Annotated in this window: 19 protein-coding genes and 2 pseudogenes; 10 read left to right on the top strand and 11 right to left on the bottom strand. The window is 66.5% G+C overall.

What is annotated here, in order from left to right:
* Positions 1 to 202: 202 nt before the first annotated feature.
* The 3 genes from FKV23_RS04990 to FKV23_RS04980 form a co-directional block, all read right to left on the bottom strand.
* Positions 203 to 1336, bottom strand: a complete 1134-nt coding sequence (locus FKV23_RS04990; RefSeq protein ID WP_141625055.1) for an OmpA family protein — start codon at positions 1334 to 1336, stop codon at positions 203 to 205.
* Between the two features lie 309 nt (positions 1337 to 1645).
* Positions 1646 to 2779, bottom strand: coding sequence for an OmpA family protein (locus tag FKV23_RS04985; RefSeq protein WP_141622859.1), 1134 nt, complete (start codon positions 2777 to 2779; stop codon positions 1646 to 1648).
* A gap of 184 nt (positions 2780 to 2963) precedes the next feature.
* Positions 2964 to 3890: a LysR family transcriptional regulator gene (locus FKV23_RS04980; protein ID WP_141622858.1), complete on the bottom strand. Its 927-nt coding sequence runs from the start codon at positions 3888 to 3890 to the stop codon at positions 2964 to 2966.
* A gap of 127 nt (positions 3891 to 4017) precedes the next feature.
* On the opposite strand from FKV23_RS04980, the gene FKV23_RS04975 reads away from it, so the two are divergent.
* The 7 genes and pseudogenes from FKV23_RS04975 to FKV23_RS04945 all read left to right on the top strand — a co-directional run bounded on the left by FKV23_RS04975 (position 4018) and on the right by FKV23_RS04945 (position 11602).
* The gene (locus FKV23_RS04975) at positions 4018 to 5250 is read left to right on the top strand and encodes an MFS transporter (protein WP_208543242.1); all 1233 of its coding nucleotides are present in this window, start codon (positions 4018 to 4020) and stop codon (positions 5248 to 5250) included.
* 11 nt (positions 5251 to 5261) lie between these two features.
* Positions 5262 to 6527, top strand: coding sequence for an SGNH/GDSL hydrolase family protein (locus FKV23_RS04970; protein ID WP_407067647.1), 1266 nt, complete (start codon positions 5262 to 5264; stop codon positions 6525 to 6527).
* Between the two features lie 72 nt (positions 6528 to 6599).
* Positions 6600 to 6821, top strand: a pseudogene (locus FKV23_RS04965) (aldo/keto reductase); the annotation flags it as partial.
* A 25-nt stretch (positions 6822 to 6846) separates the two neighbouring features.
* A complete protein-coding gene (locus FKV23_RS04960; RefSeq protein ID WP_141622855.1) occupies positions 6847 to 7866 on the top strand; it encodes a zinc-binding alcohol dehydrogenase family protein in 1020 nt (339 codons plus the stop codon).
* Positions 7867 to 7929: 63 nt separating this feature from the next.
* Positions 7930 to 9981 carry an NADPH-dependent 2,4-dienoyl-CoA reductase gene (locus FKV23_RS04955; RefSeq protein WP_141622854.1) on the top strand — a complete coding sequence of 684 codons (2052 nt, stop codon included), beginning with the start codon at positions 7930 to 7932 and terminating at the stop codon, positions 9979 to 9981.
* A 447-nt stretch (positions 9982 to 10428) separates the two neighbouring features.
* Positions 10429 to 10901: pseudogene (locus FKV23_RS04950) on the top strand (cell wall hydrolase).
* Positions 10902 to 10990: 89 nt separating this feature from the next.
* On the top strand, positions 10991 to 11602 hold the full coding sequence (locus FKV23_RS04945; protein ID WP_141622853.1) for a glutathione S-transferase family protein: 612 nt from the start codon (positions 10991 to 10993) through the stop codon (positions 11600 to 11602).
* A gap of 280 nt (positions 11603 to 11882) precedes the next feature.
* On the opposite strand, the gene prpC is transcribed toward FKV23_RS04945, so the two are convergent.
* The 6 genes from prpC to FKV23_RS04915 all read right to left on the bottom strand — a co-directional run bounded on the left by prpC (position 11883) and on the right by FKV23_RS04915 (position 20525).
* Entirely contained in the window at positions 11883 to 13037 is a 1155-nt protein-coding gene (prpC, locus tag FKV23_RS04940; protein ID WP_141622852.1) for a bifunctional 2-methylcitrate synthase/citrate synthase, read from the bottom strand.
* A 273-nt stretch (positions 13038 to 13310) separates the two neighbouring features.
* The gene (gene prpB, locus FKV23_RS04935; protein ID WP_141622851.1) at positions 13311 to 14198 is read right to left on the bottom strand and encodes a methylisocitrate lyase; all 888 of its coding nucleotides are present in this window, start codon (positions 14196 to 14198) and stop codon (positions 13311 to 13313) included.
* Positions 14199 to 14408: 210 nt separating this feature from the next.
* The gene (prpE, locus tag FKV23_RS04930) at positions 14409 to 16301 is read right to left on the bottom strand and encodes a propionate--CoA ligase (RefSeq protein WP_141622850.1); all 1893 of its coding nucleotides are present in this window, start codon (positions 16299 to 16301) and stop codon (positions 14409 to 14411) included.
* A 95-nt stretch (positions 16302 to 16396) separates the two neighbouring features.
* Positions 16397 to 17020: a pseudouridine synthase gene (locus FKV23_RS04925; protein WP_141622849.1), complete on the bottom strand. Its 624-nt coding sequence runs from the start codon at positions 17018 to 17020 to the stop codon at positions 16397 to 16399.
* Positions 17021 to 17058: 38 nt separating this feature from the next.
* Complete coding sequence (gene leuS / locus FKV23_RS04920) at positions 17059 to 19815, bottom strand: leucine--tRNA ligase (protein WP_141622848.1); 2757 nt, start codon at positions 19813 to 19815, stop codon at positions 17059 to 17061.
* A 167-nt stretch (positions 19816 to 19982) separates the two neighbouring features.
* Positions 19983 to 20525 carry a heme NO-binding domain-containing protein gene (locus tag FKV23_RS04915; protein ID WP_141622847.1) on the bottom strand — a complete coding sequence of 181 codons (543 nt, stop codon included), beginning with the start codon at positions 20523 to 20525 and terminating at the stop codon, positions 19983 to 19985.
* Positions 20526 to 20764: 239 nt separating this feature from the next.
* On the opposite strand from FKV23_RS04915, the gene FKV23_RS04910 reads away from it, so the two are divergent.
* Positions 20765 to 22099: a metal-dependent hydrolase family protein gene (locus FKV23_RS04910; protein WP_141622846.1), complete on the top strand. Its 1335-nt coding sequence runs from the start codon at positions 20765 to 20767 to the stop codon at positions 22097 to 22099.
* 110 nt (positions 22100 to 22209) lie between these two features.
* Here the strand turns inward: FKV23_RS04910 and FKV23_RS04905 are convergent, their stop codons facing one another.
* Entirely contained in the window at positions 22210 to 22836 is a 627-nt protein-coding gene (locus FKV23_RS04905) for a DUF998 domain-containing protein (protein ID WP_141622845.1), read from the bottom strand.
* Between the two features lie 82 nt (positions 22837 to 22918).
* Between FKV23_RS04905 and trxA the strand changes: the two genes are divergently transcribed.
* Together trxA and FKV23_RS04895 are read left to right on the top strand one after the other, a co-directional pair.
* Complete coding sequence (gene trxA, locus FKV23_RS04900) at positions 22919 to 23815, top strand: thioredoxin (protein ID WP_141622844.1); 897 nt, start codon at positions 22919 to 22921, stop codon at positions 23813 to 23815.
* Between the two features lie 65 nt (positions 23816 to 23880).
* Positions 23881 to 24336, top strand: a complete 456-nt coding sequence (locus tag FKV23_RS04895; protein WP_141622843.1) for a DUF4442 domain-containing protein — start codon at positions 23881 to 23883, stop codon at positions 24334 to 24336.
* A 7-nt stretch (positions 24337 to 24343) separates the two neighbouring features.
* On the opposite strand, the gene FKV23_RS04890 is transcribed toward FKV23_RS04895, so the two are convergent.
* Positions 24344 to 25669: a hypothetical protein gene (locus tag FKV23_RS04890; protein ID WP_141622842.1), complete on the bottom strand. Its 1326-nt coding sequence runs from the start codon at positions 25667 to 25669 to the stop codon at positions 24344 to 24346.
* Positions 25670 to 25804 lie beyond the last annotated feature (135 nt).

The raw sequence follows: 25804 nt of genomic DNA, 5'->3' as shown, positions 1-25804 counted from the left end.
GATGCGCGATGGCGTCGTTGCAGTGTATGCGTGCTGAATGCCACCGACAACAGGAAAGAACCGCGTTTGCGACTTGGCGCGACAACCGGTGTGACCGTCTTTACAGAGCAGCACGACGCCCCGTTTCGGAAAAGGAAAACCCGGCGCAAGGCCGGGTTTCCTTTCGAACCAGGACAGGCCGTCGCGGCCTGTCGCAATCGGTTCAGTTCTGCACGTTCAGCTCGGTGCGGCGGTTGATCTCCGACTTGCACCCCGGCAGGGTCTGCGGCGTCGCTTCCAGCGGACGGCTCTCGCCGTAGCCCCTCGGGCCCACCAGACGCGAAGCAGCAATACCGTTGCTGGTCAGGTAGTCGTACACCGTGGTCGCACGACGCTCCGACAGGCTCTGGTTGTACGCATCGCTGCCGCACAGGTCGGTGTGACCAGCCACCTCGACCCGCAACTCCGGGTAACGCTGCAGGATCTGCACCACCTCCGACAGGATCGACACCGCGTCAGGACGCAGGGTCGCCTTGTCGAAGTCGAAGTTCACACCCTTCAGGTCGATCGTCACCGGCACCGGACAGCCATCCGGACCGACAACCTCACCCGGCTTCGAATCCGGGCAGCGGTCGTCGCAGTTGTTGACGCCATCACCGTCGTCGTCCAGGTCGGCGCAGCTCGGAGCCACCGGCGCCGGCGGCGGCGGAGCAGCCGCGGCGGCACCCAGCGGAATCACGACGCCCAGCGAGGCGAGAACGTCGCCGAACCAGCTCTCTTCCTGGTTGTGCGGGTAACCGCCCCAGTCCGGGCCGGCCGTGGCCGCATAGCTGTTGTCGTCGAAGTCGGCCCGGTAGGCCAACTCGGCACGCATCGCCACTCGGCTGGAGAACGTGGTCTGCAGACCCACGCCGACCTTGGCCGCCAGGTTGCCGTCCTTGCGCTCAGCCGGGGAGTTCGGGCTCGGGAAAGCGTCGTACTCTTCCTCGGCACGCTGGTAGCCCAGGCCCATCAGCACATAGGGGTTCCAGTTGCGGCCGTCGCGGACGAAGTGGTAGCGCGCATCGAACGAAATGCCGTACTGGCTCCAGTTCAGGTTGCGGTTGGCGCCTTCGACACCATCATCGAACTTCGGATTCTGGTAGTTGAGTTCACCATCGATCGACCAGTTCGGGCTGATGAACTTGCCCAGACCGAGGGTCACGAACGGGGTGTCCTCCGTCCGGCGATCATTGTCCTGGAAGTTGTAACCGGCCGAGCCGGTCAGGTACCAGCGGTCGTCAAAGTCCTGCGCGTTGGCCGCCTGGGCGAATGCCAGGCCTGCCAGCAGGGCTGTGCTCAACAAACGGATCTTCATCATCTGACTCCTTGAGGGATAGACCGGTCTTGGAAAAGGGGGGGGATCGATCAATTCAATATTTCGCACGGCGCGCTGCAACCCGGGGGCGCGTTGGCTGGGCCCCTGTCCACATCACGGCCGCCGCGGCAGGGATCATACACTGTCAACGCGTTTGTTAAAACATCTTAACGAAAGGCTGCGGACAACCCTTATCCACGACCCTGCTTGCACGCACCCGCTTCCATGTCTGCGAGGCAAAAAGAAACCCGGCCATAGGCCGGGTTTCTTTCGAACCAGGACAGGCCGTCGCGGCCTGTCGCAATCGGTTCAGTTCTGCACGTTCAGCTCGGTGCGGCGGTTGATCTCCGACTTGCACCCCGGCAGGGTCTGCGGCGTCGCTTCCAGCGGACGGCTCTCGCCGTAGCCCCTCGGGCCCACCAGACGCGAAGCAGCAATACCGTTGCTGGTCAGGTAGTCGTACACCGTGGTCGCACGACGCTCCGACAGGCTCTGGTTGTACGCATCGCTGCCGCACAGGTCGGTGTGACCAGCCACCTCGACCCGCAACTCCGGGTAACGCTGCAGGATCTGCACCACCTCCGACAGGATCGACACCGCGTCAGGACGCAGGGTCGCCTTGTCGAAGTCGAAGTTCACACCCTTCAGGTCGATCGTCACCGGCACCGGACAGCCATCCGGACCGACAACCTCACCCGGCTTCGAATCCGGGCAGCGGTCGTCGCAGTTGTTGACGCCGTCACCGTCGTCGTCCAGGTCGGCGCAGCTCGGAGCCACCGGCGCCGGCGGCGGCGGAGCAGCCGCGGCAGCACCCAGCGGAATCACGACGCCCAGCGAGGCGAGAACGTCGCCGAACCAGCTCTCTTCCTGGTTGTGCGGGTAACCGCCCCAGTCCGGGCCGGCCGTGGCCGCATAGCTGTTGTCGTCGAAGTCGGCCCGGTAGGCCAACTCGGCACGCATCGCCACTCGGCTGGAGAACGTGGTCTGCAGACCCACGCCGACCTTGGCCGCCAGGTTGCCGTCCTTGCGCTCAGCCGGGGAGTTCGGGCTCGGGAAAGCGTCGTACTCTTCCTCGGCACGCTGGTAGCCCAGGCCCATCAGCACATAGGGGTTCCAGTTGCGGCCGTCGCGGACGAAGTGGTAGCGCGCATCGAACGAAATGCCGTACTGGCTCCAGTTCAGGTTGCGGTTGGCGCCTTCGACACCATCATCGAACTTCGGATTCTGGTAGTTGAGTTCACCATCGATCGACCAGTTCGGGCTGATGAACTTGCCCAGACCGAGGGTCACGAACGGGGTGTCCTCCGTCCGGCGATCATTGTCCTGGAAGTTGTAACCGGCCGAGCCGGTCAGGTACCAGCGGTCGTCAAAGTCCTGCGCGTTGGCCGCCTGGGCGAGACCCAGGCCGCCCAGCAGGGCGGCGCAGAGGAGTTTCTTATTCATATGCTGCTCCTTCGATCTATAAATGTGGAAACACGCGTCTGCGAGGATCCATACCGGTCTGGACGGTCACCCGTGAACGGACGCCATCGGAGCGCAGGGTAGGCGCGTGAATGTGAAAGCCATGTTAACAACGATCTAACATTGTGCCGCCAAGCCCAGTGAAGCTTAACGGGAATTCAGGCTTCTAGCCGCGTCTCTCGCGCAGGCAGCGTTCCCAGGGTGGATCGGAGAACCGCTCGGCGAGAAAGTCGACGAAGGCCCGCACCCGTGGCGGGACCAGCCGGCGTTGCGGCATCACCGCATGAATGCCGGTGTCTGTGAGCGGGTGCTCTGGCAACACCTGCACCAGTCGACCGGCACGCAGGTCCTCGCAGACATGCCAGACCGAATGCAGGGCGATGCCAAGACCGGCAACAGCGGCATCGCGCAACAACTCGCCGAAGTTGCTCTCGACCCTCCCGCGCACCCTTACCGTGACTTCGCCGCCATTGCCGTCACCCAGGCGCCATATGTCCTGCCGGCCGTGGCGTCCAACCAGCAGCAGGCAATCGTGGTCCGCGAGATCTTGCGGCGTGCGTGGAGTGCCGCGCTCGCGAAGGTAGCCGGGCGAGGCACACAGCAGCCGACGGTTGGCGGCCAGCCGGCGTGCGACCAGGGTCGAGTCGTCGAGCGTGCCGATGCGAACCGCAAGGTCGAACCCCGAGCTCACCAGGTCGACCAGTTGGTCGCCGAGATCCATGCTGAGCCGGATCCGAGGGTGCAGGGCGAGGAATTCCGGCAGCAGCGGCGACAGGTACTGGCGGCCGAAGGAGGCCGAAGCGGTTACCCGAAGGGTGCCGGCAACCTCCCTGCCAGCCTGGCGTAGACCGTCTGTCAGCACTTCCAGATCCTCGACGAGCGGTCGGCCCTGCTCGGCAAGCGCGGCTCCTTCCGGGGTTGCGTGAAGGCGACGCGTTGTCCGGTGCAGCAGGCGCACGCCCAGCCCCCGTTCCAATCGCTGCAGCCGCTGGCTGGCGACCGCAACGGAAAGATCGAGGCTGCGCGCGGCGGCACTGATCGAGCCGAAATCGAGTACGCGCAGGAACAGACGGATGTCGTCGATGCGGTCCATGGAGTCGTGCCGGGGGGCTTTCGCGATCCTATTATCAAATATTCATTGAATATGATTCTTCAAATTAGCTGTTTTTCGTGAATATGCAACGACCTAGGCTGCCGGCTTCCTTTCCGTGGAAGCCGCCATGCCGCCCACCTCTCCCACCACGGAGCGGTCCCCGATGCCGGTCGCGCTGTACGCGCTGACCGCCGGTTCGTTCGGCATTGGCTGCGCCGAATTCGTGATCATGGGCCTGTTGCTCCAGGTCGCCGCCGACCTTCAGGTCTCGATCGCAGCCGCCGGCCTGCTGGTCACCGGCTACGCGCTGGGCGTGACCGCCGGCGCACCAGTGCTGACCCTGCTCAGCCGACGGATGCCGCGCAAGGCGGTGCTGCTGGCGCTGATGGCGATATATACGGTCGGCAACGCGGCCTGCGCGCTGGCGCCGGACTACGCCACGCTGATGGCGGCCCGGGTATTGACCTCGCTGACCCATGGCACCTTTTTCGGTGTCGGCGCGGTGGTCGCCACCGGGCTGGTACCGGCCGACCGCAAGGCATCGGCGATATCGATCATGTTCTCCGGCCTGACCCTGGCCACCCTGCTCGGCATGCCGGCCGGGGCCTGGCTGGGCCTGCACTTCGGCTGGCGTTCGACGTTCTGGGCGATGGGCCTGGTCGGGGTGGTCTCGCTGCTGGTGATCGCGGCACTGGTACCGCGCAGTCGCAATGACGATGCGCCGGCGGCACTGCGCGAGGAACTGGCCACGATCGCGCGACCGCAGGTGCTGCTTGGCCTGCTGATGACGATGGCCGGCTTCGCCGGCGTGTTCGTGGTGATCACCTACATCCAGCCGTTGCTGACCCGGATGGCCGGCTTCGGCGAAGCGGCGGTGTCGCCGATCCTGCTGCTGTTCGGCGGCGGCATGGTGGTCGGCAACCTGATCGGCGGACGCTGGGCCGACCGTCGCCCGACGCCCGCGCTGCTCGGCAGCCTGCTGGTGCTGGCCGTGGTGCTGGGTGCGATGAGCCTGGTACTGCACAACCCGGTGGCGATGGCCGCCTTCGTCGGCCTGCTCGGCATCGCCGCGTTCGCCACCGTCTCGCCGCTGCAACTCAGGGTGCTGCGCTTCGCCGAAGGTGCCGGCCAGAACCTCGCCTCGAGCTTCAACATCGCCGCGTTCAATCTCGGCAATGCCGCCGGCGCGTGGATTGGTGGACTGGTCATCGAGCACGGCCCGGGGCTCGGCGCGGTGCCGTGGATCGCATCGCTGGTCACGCTGGCAGGGCTCGCGGTGGCGCTTTGGAGTGTCCGGCTCGAAAGCGGCCGCGAGCCGCCCGCCAGGCTCGTGACCTGCGCATCCGAACAGGCCCGGTAAGGAGAACTGACATGTCCATGGGAACACTTCGCTGGTGCGGCATCCTCGCCGTGCTGCTCATGCTCGCCGGGAGGACTGCACCGCTGCATGCCGCCGCTCCGGCGGAATCCACCTGGATCGCCACCTGGACCGCCAGTCCGCAAGAACGCTGGGATGGCGAATTCGCGTTGCCGACCCACCTGCCCTTCCAGTTCCGGGACCAGACCGTGCGCCAGGTGGCGCGGATCAGCATCGGCGGACAACGGGTGCGGGTGCGGCTGTCGAACGAATACGGCAATCGGCCGCTGCGGATCGGCGCCGCCCGGATCGCACTGGCCGGCAAGGACGGCGCGATCATCGCCGGCAGCGACCGCGAGCTGCGCTTTGGCGGCAAGGGCGACATCACCATCCCGCCCGGCGCACCGATGCTCAGCGACCCGGTCGGGCTGGACGTTCCCGCGCTGTCCCGGATCGCGATCAGCCTGTACCTGCCCGAACCCACGCCTCCGGCGACGTTTCATTGGGACGCGCGGCAGACCGCCCATGTCGGCCAGGGCAACCAGGCCTCCGCGATGAAGCTGGAAACCGATACCACCCTGACCACGCGCGTGTTCCTGGATTCGATCCTGGTCGAAGCCGATCCCGGCACGCGCGCGGTCGTCGCGTTCGGCGACTCGATCACCGACGGCAACATGGCCACCGTCGATGTCGACAGCCGCTGGCCGGACGTGCTCGCCGAACGATTGGCGGGACGAAACGTCGCCGTGCTCAACGCCGGCATCTCCGGTGCCCGCGTGCTGCGCGACCGGATGGGCGCGAACGCGCTGGCGCGCTTCGAACGCGACGTGCTGGCCCGGACCGGCGTGACCTCGGTGATCGTGCTGATGGGCATCAACGACATCGCCTGGCACGGGACGCCGCTGGCGCCCGACGAGGATGCAACCGGAGCCGAAGCGCTGATCGCGGGCTATCGCCAGCTGATCGCGCGGGCCCATGCACGCGGCATTCGCATCCTCGGCGCGACACTGACGCCGTTCGAGGGCGCACTCATCGACACACCGATGAACGGCTACCACGACGCCGACAAGGAACGCGTCCGCCAGCAGGTGAATGCCTGGATCCGCGATGGCGGCGAGTTCGATGCGGTGATCGATTTCGACGCGATCACGCGCGACCCCGCGCATCCGGCGCGCCTCCTGCCCGCATACGACTCCGGCGACCACCTGCATCCCGGTGACGCCTGGTACCGGGCGATGGCGGAGGCGATCGACCTGGATGCGCTGTTCGACGATGACTGAACCTGCCCTCCCCCAACCTGAGGATCATTCGATTGAAGAAAAAATCGCTGGCGCGTCCGACCGCCATGGCCGCTGCCGCAGATCGCGCTGAACCGGCTGCTGCAGCGACCGACCGTCTCGACCGTGGTGATCGGCGCACGCGACGAAGAGCAACTGAAGCAGAACCTCGGCGCGGTCGGCTGGAACCTGTCGCCGGAACAGGCCGCCCGGCTTGACGACGCCAGCACCGTCACCCTGCCGTATCCATACTGGCACCAGCGCGGGTTCGAGGAACGCAACCCGTCGCTGGTCTGAAGGAAACAATCCGAAGGAAACCTCCATGAAAGCCATCGCCCTCACCCGTTACCTTCCCATCGACGACCCCGCATCGCTGCAGGACTTCGATCTGCCCGAGCCACCGTCCCCGGCCGGCCACGACGTCCTGGTCAAGGTGTCCGCGGTATCGGTCAACCCGGTTGACACCAAGGTCCGCGCGCCCAAGGACAAGGTCGAGGATTCCCCGCGCATCCTCGGCTACGACGCTTGCGGCGTGGTCGAGGCGGTCGGCGACGCGGTCAGCCGCTTCAAGCCCGGCGACCGCGTCTACTACGCCGGCGACTTCAGCCGGCCGGGCAGCAATGCCGAGTACCAGCTGGTCGATGCGCGCGTGGTCGGCCATGCGCCCACGACGCTCGATGACGCCCATGCCGCCGCGCTGCCACTGGTCGCGGTCACCGCGTGGGAACTGCTGTTCCAGCGCATGCCGTACGACAGCGAGGGAGGCGGTGCCGGCAAGTGCCTGCTGGTCATCGCCGGCGCGGGCGGCGTCGGCTCGATCGCGATCCAGCTGGCCCGTCGCGCGGGCTTCACCGTGATCGCCACCGCTTCGCGCGCGGACACGGTTCAATGGTGCCAGGCGATGGGCGCGCACCACGTGGTCAACCACCGCGAACCGCTGGCGCCGCAACTCAAGGCACTCGGCTTCGACACCGTCGATGCCGCGATCAACCTCGCCGACACCGTCGCCTACTGGGACGTGCTCGGCGAGCTGCTGGCACCGCAGGGACATGTCGGCCTGATCGTCGAACCGGACGCGCCGCTGAAGATCGGCGACCCGTACAAGATGAAATGCATCGGGATCCACTGGGAAATGATGTTCGCGCGCCCGGTGCTGAAGACGCCGGACATGGACGAACAGGGCCGGATCCTCGATCGCGTCGCCGAATTGGTCGATGCCGGCGAGATCAGGAGCATCCAGCACGACCTGCTCACGCCGATCAACGCCGCCAACCTGCGCGAGGCACATCGGCGACTGGAGTCGGGCACCACGATTGGCAAGCTGGTACTCGAGGGGTGGTAGCGCGGACTTGAACAACCGCCCCTGACACGGCATCGTGCGGGATCCATACGCCAGCGTATCCGCATGAACGACGCCAGCCCCGCCGCCGACACCCCGCACCCGCTGTACCCGCACCTGCTGCGTCCACTGGACCTGGGCTTCTGCACCCTGCCCAACCGGGTGCTGATGGGGTCGATGCATACCGGGCTGGAGGACAAGGCCGCCGATTTCCCGAAGCTGGCGGCCTACTTCGCCGAGCGCGCCGCCGGTGGCGTCGGCCTGATCGTCACCGGCGGCTTCTCGCCCAACCTGGTCGGCTGGCTCAAGCCGTTCGGCGGCACCCTGCGCTGGCCCTGGGACGTGGGCAAGCACCGCCAGGTCACCCGCGCCGTGCACGAGCACGGCAGCCGCATCTGCCTGCAGATCCTGCACGCCGGCCGCTACGGCTATCACCCGTTGCAGGTGGCGCCATCGAAGATCAAGGCGCCGATCAATCCGTTCACGCCCCGAGCGTTGTCGGCGCGGGGCGTCGAGCGGCAGATCACGGCATTCGTGCGCACCGCCCAGCTCGCCCGCGACGGCGGCTACGACGGCGTCGAGGTAATGGGTTCGGAAGGCTACCTGCTCAACCAGTTCACCGCGCCACGCACCAACAAGAGGAATGACCGCTGGGGCGGCGATGCCGGCAAGCGGATGCGCTTCGCGGTCGAGATCGTGCGCCGGATCCGCGAGGCCTGCGGACCGGATTTCATCGTCATCTATCGTCTGTCGATGCTCGACCTGGTCGGCGACGGCCTGGCATGGGATGAGGTGGTGCAGCAGGCGAAGGCGATCGAAGCCGCCGGCGCGACGATCATCAACACCGGTATCGGCTGGCACGAGGCGCGGGTGCCGACCATCGCCACCTCGGTGCCGCGTGCCGCGTTCACCGGCATCACCGGCCGGTTGAAGCCGCATGTCGCGCTGCCGCTGGTGACGACCAACCGCATCAACATGCCGGACGTGGCCGAAGCCGTGCTGGCGCGTGGCGATGCCGACATGGTGTCGATGGCACGCCCGCTGCTGGCCGACCCGCAATGGGTCAACAAGGCGCGCGAACGGCGTGCCGACGACATCAACACCTGCATCGCCTGCAACCAGGCCTGCCTCGACCATGTGTTCGAGAACAAACACGCAAGCTGCCTGGTCAATCCGCGCGCCTGCGCCGAGACCGAACTGAACTACCTGCCCGCCGCTGCACCAAAGCGCATCGCTGTGGTCGGTGCCGGTCCCGCTGGCATGGCCTGCGCAACGGTCGCCGCCGAACGCGGGCATTCGGTGACGCTATTCGATTCCGCGGCCGAGATCGGCGGTCAGTTCAACCTCGCCAAGCGGATCCCGGGCAAGGAGGAGTTTCACGAGACGCTGCGCTACTTCAACCGGCGCATCGAGCAGACCGGCGTGGAACTGCGCCTGGGCAGGACCGTCGCCGCCGATGCGCTGGCCGGCTTCGATACGGTCGTGCTCGCCACCGGCATCCGCCCACGCGCGGTCGATTTCCCGGGCGCGGACCATGCCAAGGTGGTCAGCTACATCGACGTGCTGACCGGTCGGGTCGTACCCGGGCACAAGGTCGCGATCATCGGCGCCGGCGGGATCGGCTTCGACGTCGCCGAGTTCCTCGTCCACGAAGGCGTATCGCCGAGCCTCGATGCGAATGCCTGGCGCACCGAATGGGGCGTCGACATCGGCTACGACGGCAACCGTGGCGGCCTGGTCGCTCCCCGCCCGGAGCCGGCCGCACGCGAGGTCTGGCTGTTGCAGCGCAGCCCGGGCAAGCCCGGCCGGCGGCTGGGCAAGACCACCGGCTGGATTCATCGCGCCACACTGAAGGCCAAGGGCGTGCACATGCTGGGCAGCGTGGAGTACCTGGGCGTGGACGACACCGGCCTGCGCGTGCGCATCGACGCCAGCGAACAATTGCTGCCGGTCGACCATGTCGTGATCTGCGCCGGACAGGAGCCGTACAAGCCTTTGGCGACCGAACTCGGGAACGGTGGCATCGCCGTGCACGTGATCGGCGGTGCCGACGTGGCCGCCGAACTCGACGCCAAACGCGCGATCGCGCAAGGCAGCCGGCTGGCGGCATCGTTGTGACCACCTGCCCGCATGCGCGAGCGGAGTACCCTGCCGCCCACTGGCGACCCTGAACATGCAGTCAGCTCTTATCGGCCCCCGAAGCCTCCAAAAAACTTCCCGAATAACAACGAGTTGCAACCCGGAAACCCGGTTCCCAGCCTGACCCGGGACGTCCCGTCAAGCCGTCCTCGTTCACGCAACGTTTATCAATGCGCGGCTACCTTGCGCCAACTTTTGCAGCCGCCCTCCCTGCGGCCACCCACACCGCCCGCAATCCAGCGGCCCGGTGACGGGGCAAAGCGCGCCATAGAGCCGCCGCCCTAGTAATGCGATTCCCTCGCAGAAGTCCGGCCTTCAACCCGCCGCACTTTGAAAAACGCCATATCGGTCCGTAACACCGCAACACCGCCCCGAACGGGGTGGACGTTGAAGTGCGGTCCGACGCAACGAAGCCTGGAGTTCGACATGAAACTGGCATGGATTCTTTGGTTGGCTTCCGTACTGCCACCCAACGCCGCCGACTCGCTCTGCCTGAGCACCACTCTGTACCTGGAAGCCCGCGACCAGTCCGTTACCGGTCAGCAGGCCGTCGCCGAGGTCGCCCTGCGCCGCCGCGACAGCGGCCTGTGGGGGACAGCGTGTGCGAGGTGGTGACCGCGCGCAAGCAGTTCGCGCCCACCATCGTTTCCCCCAACACCCGCCTGGGCAATGTCGAGGCCTGGGGCGAGGCCGTGACCGTGGCGCTCGAAGCCGAGCGCAACTGGGCCCTGCCCGTCGGCGAACGCAAGGAAGTCGTGCCCGGCGCCAGCCACTTCCTCGCCCACAAGATCGCCAGCCCGAGCTGGCGCAACGCCTACCAGGTGGCGCAGATCGGCGACCATACCTTCCTCAGGGTGCAGACGCTCAGGCCCAAGCCGCAGGAAGAACCCGCTTCGTAACGCAGCGTTCCACTCCGGATGTTGAGAATGCCCGAACGGGTCGGCGATAGTCGCCGGCCCGTTCTTCGTTCAAGACTGCTGGAGACCGCATGAAGCTCTACACCAAGCCCGGCGCGTGCTCGACCGCCGTCCACATGGCGCTGCAGTGGACCGGGCAGCCGTTCGAGGTCGAGATCCTGGACGCCACCACCATGAAGGCGCCGGCCTACCTCGCGATCAATCCCGCCGGCGCGGTGCCGGCGATCGTCGACGGCGACTTCGTCCTGACCCAGAACGCCGCGATCATGGGCTACATCGCCGACACCTGGCCCGAAGCGGGCCTGGGCGGCGATGGCAGCGCGCAACAACGCGCCGAGGCCACACGCTGGCTGGCCTTCGTCAATTCCGATGTGCACCCGGCCTTCAAGCCGCTGTTCGCGCCCGCGCAGTTCAGTGCCGACGATAGCGATCGCGACGCCTTGCGTGCAGCCGCCCTCAAGCGCCTGCGCGGCCTGTACGAAGCCGCCGACAAACAGCTCGAAGGCCGCCAGTGGCTGGCCGGCTTCCGCAGTTTCGCCGACCCGTATTTCTACGTGACCCTGCTGTGGGCCGGAAAGATGGGGGTCGACCTGTCGGGGCTGGACAACATCGCCGCGTACAAACAGAGGATGGATGCCAATCCGGGCGTGCAGGCGGCGTTGAAGGCCGAAGGGCTGGTTTGAGGGAAATCACCGGCATCGGAGTGGTAACCCATCCCCACCCCAACCCTCCCCTTGAAGGGGAGGGAGCAAAGGCGAACGCCAGCCAACTTTCCAGAAGCTGGAGGTCCTGGGGTTTGCGGGACCTTCGGAGGCAGGATGCCGACGATGAGCCTACAAGGACGTACTTGCGGCGTGTCCCGTAAACCCCTGGGCCTCCAGCTTCCCCGCACACCCAAACCGCATCAATAAAAAGGCCCGGAGCAATCCGGGCCTTCTGCTTTCCAGCAAGCTCCAATCAGAATCAGCGCTTGTCGATCGGCACGTACTCGCGATCCTCGGGACCGGTGTAGTTCGCGCTCGGGCGGATGATCTTGCCGTCCTCGCGCTGCTCGATCACGTGCGCGCTCCAGCCGGTGGTCCGGGCGATCACGAACAACGGGGTGAACATCGGCGTCGGGATGCCCATCATGTGGTAGGCCGACGCGCTGTACCAGTCGAGGTTCGGGAACATCTTCTTGGTGTCCATCATCAGGTTCTCGATGCGCTCGGACACGTCGAACAGGACCTGGTTGCCGCCGTCGGCGCACAGCTTGCGGCTGATCTCCTTGATGATCGGATTGCGCGGGTCGCCGATCGTGTACACCGGGTGGCCGAACCCGATGATGATCTCCTTGCGTTCCATTCGCGCGCGGATGTCGGCCTCGGCCTCGTCGGCGGTGTTGTAGCGGCTGATGATGTCCATCGCCACCTCGTTCGCACCACCATGCTTGGGGCCGCGCAGCGCGCCGATCGCCCCGGTGATGCACGAATGCAGGTCGGAGCCGGTGCCGGCGATCACCCGCGCGGTGAAGGTCGAGGCGTTGAACTCATGCTCGGCGTAGAGGATCAGCGACTTGTCCAGCGAGTCGGCGTGCAGCGCGCTCGGCGGCTCGCCGTGCAGCAGGTGCAGGAAGTGCGCGGCGACGTTGTCGTCGTCGGTCTCCACGTCGATGCGGCGGCCGTTGCGGGTGAAATGCCACCAGTACAGCAGCATCGAACCGAAACTGGCGATCAGCTTGTCGGCAATGTCGCGCGCCTCGCTGGCCGGATGGCCGTCGCGCTCGGGCAGCACCGTGCCCAGCACCGAGCAGCCGGTACGCAGCACGTCCATCGGATGCGCGTTCGCCGGGACCAGTTCCAGCGCATCGGCCACGATCGCCGGCAGTCCGCGCAGGCGCCTGAGCTTGGCCTTGTAGGCGTTGAGCTGCGAGGTGGTCGGCAGCACGCCATGGACCAGCAGGTGGGCGACTTCCTCGAAGGTCGACTTCGTCGCCAGGTCGTGGATGTCGTAACCACGATAATGCAGGTCGTTGCCGCTGCGGCCGACGGTACACAGCGCGGTGTTGCCGGCGGGGGTGCCGCTCAGGGCGACGGATTTCTTCGGCTTGGGAGCGGCCGGGGCGGCGGTGGCGGTCATCGGGATTCTCCTGCGTGACGGTGTTCGGTGGATAGGCGGCCGCCTGGAGGACGAATCTTCGCCGAGGCGACTGGCCGGTATTCGAAGACCCGGGCGTTGTCCATCAATGACAGCGCACAGGCCTGGTTGCGACCCGGGGCAATGGGGCGCCGGCTGCGGAGATCCAGGAAGTCCCTGCCGCAGCCAATGGGGCGGATGGACGCGCCGGCGGAGATCGCGCAGGGGGCCCGCAGGTCGGGAATCTGTTCGCTCCGTCGGCCGACCGCCACCCGGCTACTTCCCCTCGCTGGCAAACAGCGCGTCCAGCTTGTCCTCGTAGGCGTGGTAGCCGAGAAAGTCGTACAACTCGGCGCGCGTTTGCAGGGTGTCGACGATGTTCTTCTGGGTCCCCTCGCGGCGTACTGTCTCGTAGAAATTCAGCGCCGCCTTGTTCATCGCCCGATACGCGCCGCAGCAATAGAGCGCGATGTCGACGCCTGCTTCGCGCAGTTCGTCGGTGGTGAAGAACGGAGTCGAACCAAACTCGGTCAGGTTGGCGAGGATCGGCACCTTCACCGCCGCCTTGAACCTGCGGTAGTCGTCGAGCGAATTCATCGCTTCGGGAAAGATCATGTCGGCGCCGGCCTCGACATAGGCCACTGCGCGCTCGATCGCGCTGTCGATGCCCTCGACCGCCGCGGCGTCGGTGCGCGCCATGATCACGAACCCATCATCGGTGCGTGCGTCGACCGCCGTCTTGACCCGATCGACCATCTCGTCCTTCGACACCACTTCCTTGCCGGGACGGTGGCCGCAGCGCTTCTGGCCGACCTGGTCCTCCATGTGCACGGCGGCGACGCCTATGTTGATGAACGAGCGGATCGTTCGGGCGATGTTGAACGCGCCGCCCCAGCCGGTATCGATGTCGACCAGCAGCGGCATGTCGGTGGCGTCGACGATGCGGCGGGCATCGGTCAGCACATCCTCCATCGTGCTGATGCCGAGGTCGGGCACGCCAAGCGAATTGGCGGCAACGCCGCCGCCGGACAGGTACAGCGCCTTGTAGCCGGTGCGCTTGGCCATCAGACCGGCGTAGGCGGTGATGGCACCCATCACCTGCAGCGGGGATTCCTCGGAGAGAGCAGCGCGGAAGCGGGCGCCGCGGGAGTTCGCGGTGGTCATGGCATCTCCTTTTGAACACGCCATTTTAAAGCAGGCCATTCTAGCCGAGGGGCGGGATTGCCGCGGCAACCCTCAACACTTGCCATCTCCCGGACCCAGCTCCGCCCCCCGGTTCTCGGGCGTAGCCTCCGGGCGCACTTTGGTGCGCCAGCCATCGGCTCTCAAACTCGTCTCATCGCCCCGAGGGGAGAGGGAGCCCGGAAGCTCCGCTCAGCTCCCCGCGTCCGCTCCCCGCGCCAGTGCGCGTCGCACCTCCTCCAGCGCCCCAGGATCGTCGAGGGTGGACAGGTCGCCGGGGTCGCGCTGCTCGGCCAGGGCCTGCAGCGAGCGCCGCAGCAGCTTGCCAGAGCGGGTCTTGGGCAGCGCGTTGACCACGTAGACCCGGGCCGGCCGCGCAACCGCCCCGAGTTGCTCGACCACCCGCGTCCGCATCGCCTCGGCCTCGACCGACGCGTCGGCATCGGCCTGCTTGAGGGTGGCGAAGACGACCGGCACCTGCCCTTTCAACTCATCCTGTACACCGATCACCGCCGCCTCGGCTACGCCGGGAAGGGTCGAGCACGACTCCTCGATCTCGCGCGTGCCCAGGCGGTGGCCGGCAACATTGATGACGTCGTCGGTACGACCGAGGATGAAGGTGTAGCCCTCCTCGTCGCGGATCGCCCAGTCCAGCGAGCTGTACAGCAGTTCGTTGAAGTGGCTGAAGTAGCTCTGCATGAAGCGGGCGTCGTCGCCCCACACCGTGGTCAGGCAGCCCGGTGGCAGTGGTGGTTCGATCACCAGCACGCCCTTCTCGCCTGGCCCGACCTCGGCACCGCTCACGTCATCGATCACACGCAGCCTGTAGCCCGGCGCGGGCAGGCCAGGCGAACCGAACCTGACCGGCTTCATGTCCAGCCCCGGCATCAGCGCCAGTACCGGCCACCCGGTCTCGGTCTGCCAGTAGTTGTCGATGATGGTCTTGCCGATGCCGTCGGTGATCCAGTGCGCGGTCGGCTCGTCGAGCGGTTCGCCGGCCAGGAACAGCCACTGCAGCTTCGACAGGTCGTGCTTCTTCAGCCACGACGTGTCCTGCTTCTTCAACACGCGGATCCCGGTCGGCGAGGAGAACATCGTGCGCACGCCGTATTTCTCGCAGATCGCCCACCAGATGCCGGGATCCGGATTCGTCGGCAGGCCTTCGTAGAGGATCGAGGTCGCGCCGGCAATCAGCGGCCCGTAGACGTTGTAGGAATGCCCGACCGCCCAGCCGACGTCGGATGTCGAGAACATCACCTGCCCCGCGCGCACGTCGTAGATCGACCACATCGACAACGCCATCGCGACCGCGTAGCCGCCGACGTCGCGCTGCACGCCCTTGGGCTTGCCGGTGGTGCCGGAGGTGTAGAGCAGGTAGCTGGGCTCGTTCGATTCCAGCCATTCGACCTCGACCTCGGCGCCTTCATGCCGTGCACGCAAGTCGGCGTACTCGACGTCGCGACCCGACACGCGCGCAGCGTCCGGGTCGAGCCCGCGACCGACGATCAGCAGGTGGGGCGGCGCGTGCTTCGCCTCCTCGCAGGCGGCATCGACCAGCGGCTTGTACGGGATTACCTTGCCGCCGCGCATGCCGGCATCGGCACAGATCAACAGCTTCGGTCTGGCGTCGTCGATGCGCAGCGCGAGATTGTGCGAGGCAAAACCGCCGAACACCACCGAATGCACCGCACCGATGCGCGCACAGGCCAACATCGCGAACACCGCCTCGGCCATGTTCGGCATGTAGATCACGACCCGATCGCCGCGACCGATGCCAAGCGACTTCAGTATCGCGGCAAAGGTGTTCACCTCGCGATGAAGCTCGCGATAGCTGACTTCGCGGGTGACATTGGTTTCGGTGGAGATCGCCACCAGCGCAAGCTGATCGCCGCGTTCTTCAAGATGGCGGTCGACCGCGTTGTAACAAAGATTGGTGGTGCCGCCAGCGAACCACTTGCGGAAAGGCGGGTCCGAATAGTCGAGGATGCGTTGGGGTGGCGTCTGCCAATGGATCGCTTTCGCCTGCTCGGCCCAGAAGCCTTCCGGGTCGTCGATGGAACGTTGGTAGAAGTCCTCGTAACGCATGGGCCTCGCCTCGACGGGGAATGTCCCAGCCTAGGCCCGGGCCGTGCGGGCTTCATTGGGACTTTGGTCTATGGCGGTCTCCGGCGCCGGGCGTTTCAGAACGGAGCGGCGGAGGCGAATTCCAGCCGCACGCCTTCAACCGGATGCATGAACGACAGCCGGCTTGCGTGCAGGCAGACCCGCGGCGCTTCGGCCGCACCGTAGAAGCTGTCGCCAACGATGGGATGGCCGATGCTGGCCAGATGAACACGCAACTGGTGGCTACGGCCGGTAACCGGCTCCAGCTCCAGGCGGGTCCGGCCGGATCCGGTGTCGTGCTGCAGCACTCGCCAACGGGTCAACGCATGCTTGCCGGCTTCGAAGCCCACCTTCTGCCGCGGCCGGTTCGGCCAGTCGCAGATCAGCGGCAACTCGACCTCGCCCGCTTCGCCTTCGACCAGTCCTTCGACCAGCGCTTCGTAGCGCTTGTCGATCTGGCGACGCTCGAACATTGAACTCAAGGCCGACTGCAGCATCTTGCCGCGCGCGAAAACCATCAGCCCGCTGGTGACCTGGTCGAGCCGATGCACGGTCAGCACATCCGGATATGAAACCTGCAGGCGCGATATCACGCAGTCCCTGTTTTCCGGCAGACGACCGGGAACGGACAGCAGGCCGGCCGGCTTCCCGGCCACCAGCAGGTGTTCATCGCAATAGTGGATGTCGATGGCTTCGGCCATGTCCGATGCCCGAAACCCGCTCCGCACCCGGTCGCCGGTTATCCGACAACGATGTTGACGATCTTCCCCGGCACCACGATCACCTTGCGGATGGTCAGGCCGTCGACGTGCTGGGCGACGTGCGGCTCGGCCAGCGCAATCCGTTCGGCATCCTCCTTCGACACATCGACCGGGACCTCGATCGTACCGCGCAGCTTGCCGTTGACCTGCACCGCCAGGGTGACCGCATCGCGGACCAGTGCGGCCGGGTCAACCACCGGGAACGGCACGTCTTCCAGCAGCTCCTGCGAATGGCCGAGCACCTGCCACAGCGCGTGGCTGACGTGCGGGGTGACCGGGTTGAGCATCAGCACCATTGCCTGAAGCGCTTCGTGGCGGACGGCGCGACCCTGGTCGCTCATGTCGTTGAACTTCGCCACGTGGTTGAGAAGTTCCATCAACGCGGCGATCGCGGTATTGAAACTGTGGCGGCGGCCATAGTCGTCGCCAACTTTCTGGATCGTCTCGTGAAGCTGGCGGCGCAGGGTCTTCTGTGCGGCGTCGAGTTGCGAAGCGTCAACCTCGGGATGGTCGGGCTGCGCGGCGTGGGTGGAGACCGCATTCCAGAACCGACGCAGGAAGCGCGCCATGCCCTCGACACCGGCCTCGTTCCACTCCAGCGATTGCTCCGGCGGCGCGGCGAACATCGAGAACAGGCGCACGGTATCGGCGCCATGCTTGCCGACCATGTCGCGTGGATCGACGCCGTTGTTCTTCGACTTCGACATCTTCTCGGTGCCGCCGATCACCACCGGCTGTCCGTCCGCCTTCAAGGTCGCACCGGCGATACGGCCCTTGTCGTCGCGGACGATCTCCACGTCGGCAGGGTTGATCCAGTCCTTCGAGCCGTCGGGGTTGTCGCGGTAGAACGTCTCGGCGATGACCATGCCCTGGGTCAGCAGGTTGTGCACCGGCTCGTCGCTGTCGACAAGGCCCTGGTCGCGCATCAGCCGGTGGTAGAAGCGGAAATACAGCAGGTGCAGGATCGCGTGCTCGACACCACCGATGTACTGGTCGATCGGCATCCAGTAATTGGCCCGCTCATCGACCATGTCCGCCGCACCCGGGCTGGTGTAGCGGTGCATGTACCAGCTCGACTCCATGAAGGTGTCGAAGGTGTCGGTCTCGCGCTCGGCCGCGCCGCCGCACTGCGGGCAGGTGGTCCTGCGCCATTCCGGGTCGGACTTGATCGGCGAGGCGACACCGCTGAACTCCACGTCCTCCGGCAACAGCACCGGCAACTGCTCCTCCGGCACCGGCACGTCGCCGCAGGACGGGCAGATGATCACCGGGATCGGGCAGCCCCAGTAGCGCTGACGGCTGACGCCCCAATCGCGCAGGCGGAAGTTGACCCGGCGACGGCCGCGGCTCTCGGCCTCGAAGCGTGCCGCCAGCGCGTCCAGCGCCTGCTGGAAGTCCATGCCGTCGAACTCGCCGGAGTTCACCAGCCAGCCGCGTTCGGTGTAGGCGCCCTCCTCGTCGATCGCGCGGACGAAGTCCTGCACCACTTGCACGGCGGCACCGATGTCGTAGACGTCGACTGCGGCACCGTTGCCGAGCGCGGCGGCCATCGCGTCGTCGTGCTTCTCGAGGTGTTGCCCGATCTCTGTCAGTGCGTCACGCACGGCATCGTTCACGATCACCGGCCTGATCGGCAGCTGGTAGCGCTTGGCGAACTCCCAGTCGCGCTGGTCGTGGCCCGGCACCGCCATCACCGCGCCGGTGCCGTAGCCCATCAACACGAAGTTGGCGACGTAGAGCGGCACCTCCTCGCCGGTGACCGGATGCAGCGCGCGCAGGCCGGTGTACATGCCGCGTTTTTCCTGCGTCTCCAGCTCGGCCTCGGACACGCCGCCCTGGCGCAGCTCGGCGATGAAACCGGCCAGTGCCTTGTTGTTCGCTGCCGCGTGCGTTGCCAGCGGATGTTCGGCCGCGATCGACACGAAGGTCACGCCCATCAGGGTATCGGGGCGCGTGGTGTAGACATCGACAGGGCCGACCGCGTTGCCGTCCTCGTCGACCACGTCGAAGCGGATCTCCAGGCCTTCGCTGCGACCGATCCAGTTGCGCTGCATGGTCTTGACCGCCTCCGGCCAGCCCGCGAGCGTGTCGAGGCCGTCGAGCAGTTCCTGCGCGTAGTCGGTGATCTTCAGGAACCACTGCGGGATCTCGCGCTTCTCGACCAGCGCACCGGTGCGCCAGCCGCGGCCGTCGATGACCTGCTCGTTGGCCAGCACGGTCCGGTCGACCGGATCCCAGTTGACCACCGCGTTCCTGCGGTAGGCCAGGCCCTTCTTCATCAGCCGCACGAACATGCGCTGCTCGTGCATGTAATAGTCCGGCTGGCAGGTAGCGAACTCGCGCGTCCAGTCGATCGCGTAGCCCATCTGCTGCAGCTGCGCCTTCATGTGCTCGATGTTGGCGTAGGTCCATTTCGCCGGCGCGGTCCTGTTCTTGATCGCGGCGTTCTCGGCCGGCAGGCCGAACGCGTCCCAGCCCATCGGCTGCAGCACGTTGTGGCCGGTCATCCGCTTGTAGCGGCTGATCACGTCGCTGATGGTGTAGTTGCGCACGTGGCCCATGTGCAGCGCACCGGACGGATACGGCAGCATCGACAGGCAGTAGTACTTGGGCTTGTCGGAAGTCTCGTCGACCTCGAACGCACGGCTGTCCGTCCAGTAGCGCCGGGCGGACGCCTCCACGGCTTGCGGATCGTAGGAGGCGTTCTGGTCGGTTTGGGCGGCTTCGGCGGACACGGTGGCGGCAGGCAGAGGGAGACCGGCAAGCCTACCGCAGCGCACAAACCCTGCCAATGAGCAGGCTCCGGGGTCGATAACCCGGCCCGTCGGGCCTGCAGCCGTTCGGGTCGGTGCCGGGAATTGCGAACAGCCTCTCCGGCTCTTGCGGCGGCGGGCGGCGGGGCCTAGGTACGCACCAGCTCGAAGCGACAGCAGTCGGCCCCGGAGTGCATGCACTGGGTTTCCTTGATGGAGACCGTCTCGCCGAAGTGGTCCTTGAGCCCGCGAATGATGCCCTTGGCGACCATGCAAAGCTTGCGCTCGGACTCATAGGTAAGGTTCAGGCGGTTCGGCTCCGGGCGTTCGGCGACCAGCTTCGGCGGCAGCCGCTTGGGGTTGTAGCGGTGGATCGCGTCGTGGATCCTGGCGCTGGCGTTCTCGAGCACCTCGAAGGTGCGCCATTCTGGGCGCACGAACATGTCGTAATAGGTGATCAGCTGCGGCCCGGCGTAATGCCCGAAATCCTCCAGCACCGCCGGCAACGGCGTCTTGAGCATGCGTGCGGCCGTGGTGGCGAGGGTGACGATTTCCTCGTCCGGATACTGCGCCACCGGGAAGTACACCTTGTAGCCGATGCCCGCCTCGTTGAGCAGTGTTTCCCAGGTATCGCGGCCACCATGACGTTCGATCACGTAGCTGCGAAGGAAATCGAAGATGACACCGTACATGGCCCGCCCCCTTGCAAGCGTTTGACGGTTGATGGAGCCCCTTCCGGGACCGATCCAGAGAACACCCGACCGTCACACTGCAACACCAGTCCCTGGCGGTGGGTCCGCACACTGTATGGAGTTTCCTTTCGGGATGGGTAAGCAGGCGATCACAGTTCCGCGCGATGCCTGAATGGAGTGTGCGAATATCGGCTCGACACTTCGGTGCAATCGTCCTTACGTCCCACCCGGATCCTGCCATGACCCGATTCGCTGTTGCGGCCTCCGCCACTCTCGCCGTTCTCGCCCTTCCTGCATCCATCGCATCCGCCCATACCTCGCCCGCATCGGATACGGCAACCGCACTGCACTGCGGCAAGCTGTTCGACGCCCGCAGCGGCAAGGTGCGGGGACCGCATACGCTGCTGGTGCGCGATGGCCGGATCGAGCAGATGATCAGCGGCGGCAATGCCGACATCCTCGGCGTGCCCGCGGTGGATCTGCGCGGCCACACCTGCAGCCCGGGCTGGACCGACCTGCATGTGCACCTGGCCAGCCAGTCCAGCCCGCAGAGTTATTCCGAAGGATTCCGCCTCGACCCGGTCGACTACGCCTACCGCTCGGTCGGCTACGCCAGGAAAACTCTGATGGCCGGCTTCACCAGCGTCCGCGATCTTGGCGGCGAGGTGGCGCCGCACCTGCGCGACGCGATCAACCAGGGCTTGGTCGAAGGCCCGCGAATCTGGGCGGCCGGCAAGTCGATCGCCACCACTGGCGGCCACGCCGACCCGACCAACGGCTGGAACGACATGCTCTCGCACCTGTCCGGACCACCCGGCCCGACCGAGGGCGTGATCAACTCCGTCGACGACGCCCGCCAGGCCGTGCGCCAGCGCTACAAGGATGGCAGCGACGTGATCAAGATCACCGCCACCGGCGGCGTACTCTCGTACGCGCGCTCCGGGGACGCGCCGCAGTTCACCGTCGACGAGGTCCGCGCCGTGGTCGATACCGCCAAGGACTACGGTTACCGCGTCGCCGCCCATGCGCACGGCGAGGAGGGCATGTACCGTGCGGTCGAGGCCGGCGTGACCAGCATCGAACATGGCACCTACATGAGCGACCGGGTAATGAAGCTGATGAAGGAGCGCGGCACCTGGTACGTACCGACCATCCACGCCGGTCGTTTCGTCGCCGACAAGGCCAAGGTCGATGGCTACTTCCCGGAGGTGGTGCGGCCGAAAGCGGCGCGGATCGGCGCGCTGATCGAGGAAACCGCGACCCGGGCCTACAAGGGCGGGGTGAAGATCGCTTTCGGCACCGACGCCGGTGTCGGTCCGCATGGCGACAACGCGCGCGAGTTCATCTACATGGTCGAAGCCGGCATCCCGGCGGCGGTCGCCCTGCAGGCGGCCACGATCCGGGCTGCCGAAGTGCTCGGCGTGGATGACCAGGGCGTGCTGGCGCCGGGCAAGCGCGCCGATGTCATCGCCATGCCGGGCAACCCGCTCGAGGACATCAACGTGGTGATGGATGTGGACTTCGTGATGAAGGACGGCGCGATCTACCGCCGACCGCAGGAACCGGCCAGGTAGCACGGACGAAGCCAGGCGCGATCAGGATTCCGCGGACAGGGTTCCGCAAATCGGAACATGCGCCCGCCCCGGATAACCCAGTCTGCGGCGGTTGCAAGGCGTTTCCGGCGCTACGCGCCTGGAACCGGGCCGGCGGATCGTGCCCGCCGCATCAGGGCACCGCAGGCCAGGTAGCCCGCCAGCCAGGCGACGATGGCCAGACGCCCGGCGAGGGCCGGCGACATTCCCGCTCGCGCTGCCAGCACCAGGGCCAGCACGGCTCCGGCCGACAGCACCAGCATCGCCCGGGCACGCCCGCTTCCCGGCGGGCTGCCGACAGCCAGCAGGCAGCCCCCTGTCACGTAGGCGATCCACCACAGCGTCCATGCCGCCGCGTGGTATCGGCTTCCGGCTCCGTCCAGATCTCCCGGATCAAGCGGCCAGACACCCTGCGCAGCAAAAGCCATCGCTGACAGCATGAGCATCCACGCCCCCATGCGTGCCGCGAATGCCCGTCCGCCAGACAGGCATTCGCGCAACAGCACTGCCTGCAGCGCCAACAGCAGGCCCGGAAGGCCCCAACCGAGCAGATTGAAGCCGCCTGCGCCCCGGACTCCATCCGCGCCGAGCAGGGCAAGCGGGTGCCGGGCGTGGGAGTATCCGTCCAGCGCGGCAGCGGCCACCAGCGCGGCGCCCAGCAGCAGCAACGCGGCCGGGATCGCGCTCCAGGACGCCATGAGGGCGAGACGTGTCTTCATCGGCACATGGTACGCGCTGACTTGCCTTGCCAGGCTCCGCCCCCATCTGCTCAGACGAACACTCCCGCCAGCGACCCAACCGATGACCACCGATACCACCGCCCCATCCCACGTCTTCGACGTCACCACCGACCGCTTCGAAACCGATGTCCTGCAGAAGTCGCTGCAGACACCGGTGCTGGTCGACTTCTGGGCCGAGTGGTGCGGGCCGTGCAAGACGCTTGGGCCGGTGCTGGAGAAGCTGGCGAAGGATTACAACGGCGCGTTCGAACTGGCGAAGGTCGACGTGGACAAGGAGCCGCAACTGGCCGGTGCGTTCCAGGTGCGCTCGATCCCGACCCTGTTTCTGCTCAAGGGCGGCCAGGTGGTCGACGCCGTCCCCGGTGCGCTGACCGAGGGCCAGTTGCGCGAGTTCCTCAAGCACCACGATATCGAGCCCGCTGCGGCGGCCCCCGCCATCGAAGGCATCGAGCGCGAGTCCGAGGCCACGTCCGAGGTACCTCCACCGGACCCGCACGCTGAGGTCGCACGCCTGCGCGACGAGATATCGGCGACGCCGGACAACGACGAGCTCAAGCTCGACCTGGCACTGGCCCTGCTCAAGACCGGCGCCACCGACGAGGCGGTGGGACTGCTCGACGCCCTGCCCGCCAACCTCGCCACCGATGATCGCACCCTGCGTGCCCGCGCCCGCCTCGACTTCGCCGCCCTGCTCAAGGACGCACCGCCGCCGGCGGCGCTGGAGACCGCCATCGCCAACGACCCGGCCGACCTGCGTGCCCGCCACCTGCTCGGTGCCCGCCGACTGGTCGATGGCGACAACGAAGCCGCACTGGAACAGTTCCTGGAAATGCTGCGCCACGATCGCGACTTCGACGGCGGCCTGCCACGCAAGGCCCTGATCGACGCCTTCCGGGTGGTCGAAGATGCAGCTCTGGTCAGCGCCTACCGGCGCAGGATGTCGTCGGTACTGTTCTGAGGGCCGACTTTTACAGTACGCATGCGTATGGCAAGCTGACACACCCTCGTTTCTGCGTGCACGGCATGAAGGCTTCCGTCCTGCGCCACGGCCTCAATTTCTGGCCGCCGTTCCTGTTCACCGGCATCCACGTCAAGTCGATCGGCGAGGATTACCGCCATGCCGAGGTCGAGCTGCGCCTGCGGCTGTGGAACCGCAACTATGTCCGCAGCCACTTCGGCGGCAGCCTGTTCGCGATGACCGACCCGTTCTGGATGCTGCTGGCGATGCATGCGCTCGGCCGCGACTACATCGTCTGGGACAAGGCCGGCGAGATCGAATTCGTCAAACCCGGCCGCAGCCGGGTTCGCGCCCGCTTCGACCTCGATGATGCCACGCTGGAACAGCTGCGCGACGCCGCCGCCGGTGGCGACAAGGTGCTGCGCTGGTTCGAAACCGATGTGATCGACGAAGACGGCGACGTGGTCGCACGGGTGCGCAAGCAGCTCTACGTACGACTCAAACCCCGCAAGCGCGGCTGACGCCACCTTAACGATCGGTCACCGAACGCGGCAACGGCACCTTCCAGTGGTCGCCGCGACTGTCGTCGTACATCGCCACCTGCAACCAACGCCCGTCATCGACCACCTCAAGTCCGCGCGTCGGGCTGCGCGTGCCCGCCGGGCGCGACGCCAGCCGTGTCGCCAGCGGACGAGGGTCGCGGGCGTTGCGATGCAGCCACAGCAGGGTCGCCATCAGCCTGAGCCGCGCGCCGTGGTCCTGGGCGCGTTGAAGGTAGCTGTCATAGACGACACCGGAAGTGAGCAGGCAGCCCGCGAAATTGGCAATGCACTCGATCTCGAAGCCATTCCGGCGTTGTCCACGCAGCGGACGATCCGCTAGGATCGCCCGCTGACCCGGCTCGCTGCATCCCGTGGAAAGATGCTCGGCGCTTCGTGCCACGGTAGCGTCGGCGTCGTACGCCCATCGCAGGTACCACGCCACACCTTCGCTTCCTGTCATTGCCGGATCCTGCATCGCGGCTCGCATCACTGCGAACTCGCCCTTCATCGCCATGCATACCGACGCCTCGCCCGGTTCCGGCGGGGCGTACGCGGCATCGCATTCGCGCGGAACTGCGGCACGATCGGGCAGTTCCGCCAGCATCTCGGCAAACAGGCGCGAATGGCCGTCGGCGGCGGCAATCGCTGCCATGGCGATCACCAGGGAGTCGGAAGCCGGCACCAGCCGGCGCCACATCGCCACGCTGCGGCAGGTACCTGCCAGTCCGCCTTCGATGTCGCCCTGAATGAAGGCCAGTGCATGAGCGGTCATCGGTGCGCGGAGCGCGTCATTCAGCCGTGGCGGGAATGGTGCGTCGACCCGTGGTGGAAACCCGTTGCGGTAATGACCGGCATCGGCCAACGCCTCCATCTGTCGCAACGGCACCGCCATCGATGCCAGCAACCGTTCGTATTCCCCTGGGGCACGGCGGACCTTCTGCAGGCAGCCGGGCTCACGCAGGGCGCACAGCATCGATTCCGCTTCGCTCGGCGCGGAAGCAGCACCGAAGCGCTCGACCGCCACGCTCACAAACGGGGCATCGCCCTCTGTCGCCGGCCACGGCGACCCCATGAAGCGCGCCACGTCCTCGGCCACCACTGCCTCGACCTGATCCTCCGCCACGTCATGGCCCAGCAGCCAGAACGTTGCGAAAGCGTTGCGACCGGGCAGATCATCCGGGCTCGTCATCAACTCGACCACGGCTTCCCGTTCCGGAGTCATGCCCTGGGTACGCGACACCCAGTACAGCCCCACCCCGGCAATCACTGCCAGGACCAGAATGCCGGCCAGCAACTTCAGCAAGATTCGCATTGGAACTCCTTTTCCTGTCTCAAACATGACAGCTGTCCCAGTCTAGCGGGTTCCCTTCCGGTAGCTGAACTGCCACCGTTCCCATGGGCGTCGTCGCGATCCCGATGACGGTATTCTTCATGGTCCGCAACAGGG

This window comes from Lysobacter alkalisoli, from assembly GCF_006547045.1.
Taxonomy (GTDB): domain Bacteria; phylum Pseudomonadota; class Gammaproteobacteria; order Xanthomonadales; family Xanthomonadaceae; genus Marilutibacter; species Marilutibacter alkalisoli.
This window is presented reverse-complemented; position numbering and strand designations above follow the sequence as displayed.

Excerpts from the sequence above, each read along its gene's own strand:
- FKV23_RS04990 (WP_141625055.1), bottom strand. The coding sequence starts at position 1,336 with ATGAAGATCCGTTTGTTGAGCACAGCCCTGCTGGCAGGCCTGGCATTC.
- FKV23_RS04985 (WP_141622859.1), bottom strand. The coding sequence starts at position 2,779 with ATGAATAAGAAACTCCTCTGCGCCGCCCTGCTGGGCGGCCTGGGTCTC.
- FKV23_RS04980 (WP_141622858.1), bottom strand. The coding sequence starts at position 3,890 with ATGGACCGCATCGACGACATCCGTCTGTTCCTGCGCGTACTCGATTTC.
- FKV23_RS04975 (WP_208543242.1), top strand. The coding sequence starts at position 4,018 with ATGCCGCCCACCTCTCCCACCACGGAGCGGTCCCCGATGCCGGTCGCG.
- FKV23_RS04970 (WP_407067647.1), top strand. The coding sequence starts at position 5,262 with ATGTCCATGGGAACACTTCGCTGGTGCGGCATCCTCGCCGTGCTGCTC.
- FKV23_RS04960 (WP_141622855.1), top strand. The coding sequence starts at position 6,847 with ATGAAAGCCATCGCCCTCACCCGTTACCTTCCCATCGACGACCCCGCA.
- FKV23_RS04955 (WP_141622854.1), top strand. The coding sequence starts at position 7,930 with ATGAACGACGCCAGCCCCGCCGCCGACACCCCGCACCCGCTGTACCCG.
- FKV23_RS04945 (WP_141622853.1), top strand. The coding sequence starts at position 10,991 with ATGAAGCTCTACACCAAGCCCGGCGCGTGCTCGACCGCCGTCCACATG.
- prpC (WP_141622852.1), bottom strand. The coding sequence starts at position 13,037 with ATGACCGCCACCGCCGCCCCGGCCGCTCCCAAGCCGAAGAAATCCGTC.
- prpB (WP_141622851.1), bottom strand. The coding sequence starts at position 14,198 with ATGACCACCGCGAACTCCCGCGGCGCCCGCTTCCGCGCTGCTCTCTCC.
- prpE (WP_141622850.1), bottom strand. The coding sequence starts at position 16,301 with ATGCGTTACGAGGACTTCTACCAACGTTCCATCGACGACCCGGAAGGC.
- FKV23_RS04925 (WP_141622849.1), bottom strand. The coding sequence starts at position 17,020 with ATGGCCGAAGCCATCGACATCCACTATTGCGATGAACACCTGCTGGTG.
- FKV23_RS04915 (WP_141622847.1), bottom strand. The coding sequence starts at position 20,525 with ATGTACGGTGTCATCTTCGATTTCCTTCGCAGCTACGTGATCGAACGT.
- FKV23_RS04910 (WP_141622846.1), top strand. The coding sequence starts at position 20,765 with ATGACCCGATTCGCTGTTGCGGCCTCCGCCACTCTCGCCGTTCTCGCC.
- FKV23_RS04905 (WP_141622845.1), bottom strand. The coding sequence starts at position 22,836 with ATGAAGACACGTCTCGCCCTCATGGCGTCCTGGAGCGCGATCCCGGCC.
- trxA (WP_141622844.1), top strand. The coding sequence starts at position 22,919 with ATGACCACCGATACCACCGCCCCATCCCACGTCTTCGACGTCACCACC.
- FKV23_RS04895 (WP_141622843.1), top strand. The coding sequence starts at position 23,881 with ATGAAGGCTTCCGTCCTGCGCCACGGCCTCAATTTCTGGCCGCCGTTC.
- FKV23_RS04890 (WP_141622842.1), bottom strand. The coding sequence starts at position 25,669 with ATGCGAATCTTGCTGAAGTTGCTGGCCGGCATTCTGGTCCTGGCAGTG.